Here is a 6000-nt window from a genome sequence, read left to right as displayed (position 1 = left end):
GGCTCAGCGCCGCCCAGCTCGGCGAGGCGGCCCGGCTGGCCCGCCAGGCGGCCGAGAACGCCGGCCCGGCCGCCCGCCCGCTGGCCGCCGCCAACCTCGATCTGCCCTGGCCCGACGCGCCCCATCTGGTGCTCTGGCAGGCCGCGACCGCGCTCCGCGAACATCGCGGCGACGGCCATCTGGCGGCGCTGCTGACCTGCGGACTGGATCCGTGCGAGGCCCTGGTGTCGTTCGCCGCGATCGGTGCCGCGCCGGCCGCCGACTTCGCCGGGCGCGGCTGGAGCGCGCAGGAATGGAGCGACGCCCGGCACCGCCTCGCCGCCCGCGGCTGGATCGCCCCGGACGGCAGCGCGACCGAGCGCGCCCACAAGGAGCGCGAGGCGATCGAGCGGATGACGGACCGGCTGGCGGCCGGACCGTGGCGGGCCCTGGGCCACTCCCGCGCCGAGCGGCTGGCGCACCTTCTCCACCCCGTAGTGGGCGCGGTCTTCGAGGCCGGCTATCTGCCGCGGCGCAGCACGCTGGGGATCGGGGCGGTGAAGGTCGGGGCTCCGTAGGGGCCAGGCCCATCGGCAGTCCTATAGGGGCGGGCTCACCAGCAGTCCCATGAGGGGGGGCTCACCGACAGTCCCATGGGGGGGCGGGCTCACCGGCAGCCCCGCACGGGCAAGCCCCCTGGCGACCACCCCTACGGACCGCCCCCACCACTCAACTCGCGCGCCTGCCCCGGGCCTCCCCCAGCTCCCGCACCACATCGCCGTACGTCACCCCGTGGTCCGCCAGCACCGCGGCGGCCGGTCCGGGCCTCGCGGTCAGGGCCATCAGCAGATGCTCGTCACCGATGTACCGGTCGCCGCGGCCGACCGCGATCCGCAGGGCGCGCTCCAGCACGGACTTGGCCTCCGCGCTGAACGGCCGGCGCGCCCGCTTGCGGGGCCCGGCCGGCCCGTCGGCGGACAGCGCGCCCACGCCGTGCGCCTGCTCCACCCGCGCCACGATCTCGTCGAGGTCGATCCCGAGCCCGGCCAGCGCCGCCGCGTCCGCCGTCGACATCCCGCCCCGCCGTCGCGCCGCCGCGAGGGCGTCCGCCACCGACTCCCGCCGCTCATGAACACCGAGCGCGCCGAGCGCCTCCGCGGCCGGCGAATCCGCCCGGTCCAGCAGTGCGAGCAGCAACTCCGGTTCGCCGACCGTGCCGCTGCCCGTACGGTCCGTCTGCTCGACCGCGCCGCGCACCACCGCGCGCGCATCGGCCGTGAACTTCTCGAACATCAGCGCCTCCCGTGCTTCTTGTGCACTGCCTGTCTGCTGACCCCCAGCTCGGCCGCGATCTCCTGCCACGACCAGCCCTGCGCGCGGGCGCTGCGCACCTGCACGGCTTCGAGCTGCTCCAGCAGCCGACGGAGCGCGGCCACCGCACGGAGCCCGACCCTGGGGTCCCGATCACCCGCCTGCTCGGCGAGATCCGTTGCTTCGGTCATGACGTCAATCTACGTTGACACTCCCTCACCGTCAACCATTGTTGACACATATCCACCGGCGACGACCCTCCGACTCAACTGCCGCCACACCCACAACCCTTGACCTCAAGCGAACTTGAGGTGACAGGCTCCAGCTCATCAGCACCCACGACGCGGAACGGAGCCCCGATGCCCCCTCCCACAGAGCTCACAGAGCTCACAGAGCCCACAGACTTCCCCGACTTCCGGCGGGACGACGCCGGGACCGTCCTCATCAGCCCCTGGATCGTGCCGGACGCCTCGTTCCAGCGCCCGGCGGCCGACTCGGTGCTCGCCGAATGGGAGCACCAGCAACGGCCGGACGCGATGCTCTCGCTCACCGCCTTCCTGAGCACCGACGGAAGCCATGTCCTCCACTACGCGCAATGGACGGATGACGACGCCCACCGGGAATGGGGGCGCACCCGGCGGCCCGCGGTCGTCGGCCGGATCGACGCGGCGACCCCCGGCATCCGACGACCGGGCCTGGTGCGCTACCGGCGCTACCGCAGCTATGTGCCCCAACGGCCCGTCGGCCGGCGCCCCGCGCTGCTGGTCACCCCCGCCTTCGCCACGGCCGGCGCGGACGCCCAGCGCGCCCTCGCCGACACCGTCGTCGATCTGCTGACCCGTGAACAGGTGCCGGGACTGCTCGGCGCCCACTTCCACCTCAGCCAGGACGGTGGGCGGGTGCTCAATGTCGCGGAGTGGACGGACACTTCGGCCTGGCGGGAATTCGTCGACCGCGGAGCATCGGCCAGGCTGCTGAGAGCGGCGGTCGATGCCCTGGCGGGTGTGACACCGGCTCCGGCGGTCCTCGCGGAACCCGCGACGGCAGCGGACGACCCCGGCAGCCCCGAAGCGCCCCAACTGCCCGCCGTGCCGCAGTATCACCTGTACAAGAGCCTGATCAACATCCCTGCCCGCACACCCACCGAAGGGACCTGACATGTCGTACCCCGAACCCCGCTACCTCGGCGACAACGGCGAGATCTCCGCGGTGCACCGCCCGGCGGACACCCCGCCCGACCTGGTCGCGGGCGCCAACCGCACCCACTACCTGGCAACGCACACCACCACCGGAGGCGAATTCGGCCTGTACCGGGTGGACTTGGGACCCAAGGCGGCGGGGGCGCGCACCCACTTCCACCGGACCATCTCGGAGTCGTTCTTCGTGCTGTCCGGCGCGGTGCGGCTCTACGACGGCGACCGCTGGATCACCGGCGGCGCGGGCGACTTCCTCTACGTCCCGCCGGGCGGACTGCATGCGTTCCGGAACGAGGCCGACGACCCCGCGTCGATGCTGATGCTCTTCTCCCCGGGCGCCCCGCGCGAGGAGTACTTCGAGCGCGTCGCGGAAATGGCCCAGCGCGGCGGGCAGGAGTTCACGGACTTCCTCGTCCGGCACGACAGTTACTTCATCGACGAGAAGCCGGGCGACGCCCCGAAGAGCTGACGGAGCCGGCGCCGGACAGGCCGATCACCGCCGCGACACCGTCCGTCCGCAGCGCGACCGGCGCCGCGTCCGGCCCGGTCAGCAGCGCCGCGTCGAACCGCTCCAGCCGCGCCCCCGGCTCCCCGGCCCTGGGCTCCGTGAGCTGCGTACGCCCCTCCACGGCAACGACGAGTGCCCCCTGACCGGGGTCCGCACCGTCCCCCAACCGCACCACCTGACTCCCCCGCACCAGTTCCACCGTCGCGCCGGCCCGCCCGTCCCGGAGCATCACATTGAGGTTGACGACCGGGCCGTCCAGCAGCCGGCAGTCGGTGGCCGCGCCGCCGGGGAAGGCGAACGGCCGGTAGCGGTCCGGGAGGAGCCGGGTGGTGCCGTCCACCGTCAGCTCCAGCCCGGCGCCGTCGACGACGGTGAGGATCCGCCGGACGCCGGGCAGCGGAGAGTACGGCCCGTCCCGGGTCACCTCGGCCAGGCTGATCCGCCACACGAAGCTGTCCCACCCGGCGCCGGGCGGATGGACAGCGATCTCCCGGGTCACCCCGCCGCCGTTGCTCCACGGCGCGGCGACCCGCCCCTCCGCCCGCAGGATCCGCACGTTCCTCAGCCTCCGATCGCCCGCCGATTGAAGAAGAAACGTCAGACCGTCAGCACGATCTTGCCGAAGAGGTCGCCCTCCGCCATCCTCGTGAACGCCTCGCGCGCCCGGTCCAGCGGCAGCGTCGAGTCGATGACCGGCCGGACGCCCTTGGCCGCGCAGAAGCTGAGCAGCGAGGCCAGCTCCTCCTTGCTGCCCATCGTGGAGCCGACGACCTTCAGCTCCAGGAAGAAGATCCGGTTGAGTTCGGTGCGCTCGGGGTGGTATCCGCTGGTGGCGCCCGAGATGACCAGAGTGCCGCCGGGGCGCAGCGACTTGACGGAGTGCGACCAGGTGGCGGCGCCGACGGTCTCGATCACCGCGTCCACCCGCACCGGCAGCCGCTCACCGGTCGCGAACGCCGCCTCGGCGCCCAGCTCCAGCGCGCGCTTGCGCTTGGCCTCGTCCCGGCTGGTGGCGAAGATCCGCAGCCCCGCGGCGGCGCCCAGCACGATGGCGGCGGTCGCCACACCGCCGCCCGCGCCCTGCACCAGGACGCTGTCGCCGGGCCGTACGCCCCCGTTGGTGAACAGCATCCGGTACGCGGTGAGCCAGGCGGTGGGCAGACAGGCGGCCTCCTCGAAGGACAGCTCCTTCGGCTTGGGCAGCACGTTCCAGGCGGGGACGGTGACCTGCTCGGCGAAGGTGCCCTGGTAGCGCTCGGTGAGGATGGAGGGCTTCTCCCGGGGGCCGACGCCGTGACCGGTCTGGCCGATGACGGAGTGCACGACGACGTCGTTGCCGTCCGCGTCCACTCCGGCGGCGTCGCAGCCGAGGATCATCGGCAGCGTCTCCTCGCTGATCCCCACCCCGCGCAGCGACCACAGGTCGTGGTGGTTGAGGGAGGCGGCCTTGACGTTGACGGTCGTCCAGCCGGGGCGTACGTCGGGGGCCGGGCGCTCCCCCAATTCGAGGCCGTTCAGCGGCTGGTCACGGTCGATGCGGGCGGCGTAGGCAGCAAACATGATCCCAACGTAGGCCGCGGCCGCGCGCTGCGGTACCGCGTACGGGTGTGACACGCACCGCGCCGCCCCCAGCGCGCCGCCACGACAACGGGCCGGGCCCGCACCCGTGTCAGGTGCGGTCCCGGCCCGTCGGCGTACGGCGGCGGGTCAGCGGCGCGCCACGCCCTCGGCACGGGCGGCGGCCGCGACGGCGGCGGTGACGGCCGGCGCGACGCGCTCGTCGAACGGGGAGGGGATGACGCAGTCGGCGCTGAGTTCATCGGCGACGACGGCGGCCAGCGCCTCGGCGGCGGCGAGCTTCATGCCCTCCGTGATCCGCGAGGCCCGCACCTGCATGGCACCGGCGAAGATGCCCGGGAAGGCCAGCACGTTGTTGATCTGGTTGGGGAAGTCGCTGCGCCCGGTGGCGACCACGGCCGCGTACTTGTGCGCGACATCGGGGTGGATCTCCGGGGTGGGGTTGGCCATCGCGAAGATCAGCGAGTTCTTCGCCATCTTCGCCACCGCCTCCTCCGGCACCGTGCCGCCGGAGACCCCGATGAAGACGTCCGCGCCGTCCAGCGCGTCCTCCAGCGAGCCGGTCAGCCGGCCCTTGTTGGTGAAGCCGGCCACCTCGCGCTTGACGTCCGTGAGGTCGCCGCGGTCCGCGGAGACGACGCCCTTGCGGTCGCAGACCGCGACGTCTCCGATGCCCGCCTCGATGAGGATCTTGGCGATGGCCACGCCGGCCGCACCGGCGCCCGAGATGACCGCGCGCAGCTGGCCGAGCGAGCGGTCGGTGAGCTTGGCCGCGTTGCGCAACGCGGCCAGCGTGACCACGGCGGTGCCGTGCTGGTCGTCGTGGAAGACCGGAATGTCCAGCGCCTCCTGGAGGCGGCGCTCGATCTCGAAGCACCGGGGCGCCGAGATGTCCTCCAGGTTGACGCCGCCGAAGGACGGCGCCAGCCGGATGACGGTCTCCACGATCTCGTCGGTGTCGGTGGTGCCGAGCGCGATCGGCACCGCGTCCACGCCACCGAACTGCTTGAACAGGATGGCCTTGCCTTCCATCACAGGAAGCGAGGCCTCCGGGCCGATGTCGCCCAGGCCCAGCACCGCGGTGCCGTCCGTGACCACGGCGACGACCTGGGACTTCCAGGTGTAGTCGTACACGAGCTCGGGCTGCTCCGCGATGGCGCTGCACACCTTGGCGACGCCCGGCGTGTATGCGAGGGACAGGTCGTCCTTGTCGCGGACCGGGACGGTCGCCCGGATGGCCATTTTGCCGCCGCGATGCAGCGCGAAGGCCGGATCGAAGGTTCCGTCGGGAGCACTGCCCGCGCCTTCGTCCGTGCCCGTATTGCCGTCGCTGCGAGGATTGACGATCTCCGCTGCCACTTGTCTTACCCCTTTATTCGTAAATCTGCTGAGGGTGGCCACTCCCTGGTTGAGGGGTGGGCGGGCACC

Annotated in this window: 8 protein-coding genes; 3 read left to right on the top strand and 5 right to left on the bottom strand. The window is 72.7% G+C overall.

Annotation, left to right across the window (positions count from 1 at the left end):
* Positions 1-557: SCO6745 family protein (locus tag DY245_RS41275; RefSeq protein ID WP_425329517.1), on the top strand; the 557-nt coding region annotated here is incomplete at its 5' end.
* A 151-nt stretch (positions 558-708) separates the two neighbouring features.
* Here the strand turns inward: DY245_RS41275 and DY245_RS41270 are convergent.
* Positions 709-1272, bottom strand: coding sequence for a Clp protease N-terminal domain-containing protein (locus DY245_RS41270; protein ID WP_128512255.1), 564 nt, complete (start codon positions 1270-1272; stop codon positions 709-711).
* A complete protein-coding gene (locus DY245_RS41265; RefSeq protein WP_128512254.1) occupies positions 1272-1481 on the bottom strand; it encodes a helix-turn-helix domain-containing protein in 210 nt (69 codons plus the stop codon). Before DY245_RS41265 ends, DY245_RS41270 begins: the two co-directional genes overlap by 1 nt.
* 168 nt (positions 1482-1649) lie before the next feature.
* Between DY245_RS41265 and DY245_RS41260 the strand changes: the two genes are divergently transcribed.
* Together DY245_RS41260 and DY245_RS41255 are read left to right on the top strand one after the other, a co-directional pair.
* Complete coding sequence (locus tag DY245_RS41260; protein WP_128512253.1) at positions 1650-2447, top strand: antibiotic biosynthesis monooxygenase; 798 nt, start codon at positions 1650-1652, stop codon at positions 2445-2447.
* Between the two features lies 1 nt (position 2448).
* Positions 2449-2955 carry a cupin domain-containing protein gene (locus DY245_RS41255; RefSeq protein WP_128512252.1) on the top strand — a complete coding sequence of 169 codons (507 nt, stop codon included), beginning with the start codon at positions 2449-2451 and terminating at the stop codon, positions 2953-2955.
* Here the strand turns inward: DY245_RS41255 and DY245_RS41250 are convergent.
* The 3 genes from DY245_RS41250 to DY245_RS41240 form a co-directional block, all read right to left on the bottom strand.
* Positions 2918-3550, bottom strand: coding sequence for a HutD/Ves family protein (locus DY245_RS41250; protein ID WP_128512251.1), 633 nt, complete (start codon positions 3548-3550; stop codon positions 2918-2920). The genes DY245_RS41255 and DY245_RS41250 overlap by 38 nt on opposite strands.
* A 41-nt stretch (positions 3551-3591) precedes the next feature.
* A complete protein-coding gene (locus DY245_RS41245; RefSeq protein ID WP_128512250.1) occupies positions 3592-4554 on the bottom strand; it encodes a zinc-binding dehydrogenase in 963 nt (320 codons plus the stop codon).
* Positions 4555-4701: 147 nt separating this feature from the next.
* Positions 4702-5931 (bottom strand): NAD(P)-dependent malic enzyme, encoded by a 1230-nt coding sequence (locus tag DY245_RS41240; protein ID WP_128512249.1) that lies wholly within the window; start codon positions 5929-5931, stop codon positions 4702-4704.
* Between the last annotated feature and the right edge of the window lie 69 nt (positions 5932-6000).

It is taken from the genome of Streptomyces inhibens (assembly GCF_003389455.1).
Taxonomy (GTDB): Bacteria; Actinomycetota; Actinomycetes; order Streptomycetales; family Streptomycetaceae; genus Streptomyces; species Streptomyces inhibens.
This window is presented reverse-complemented; position numbering and strand designations above follow the sequence as displayed.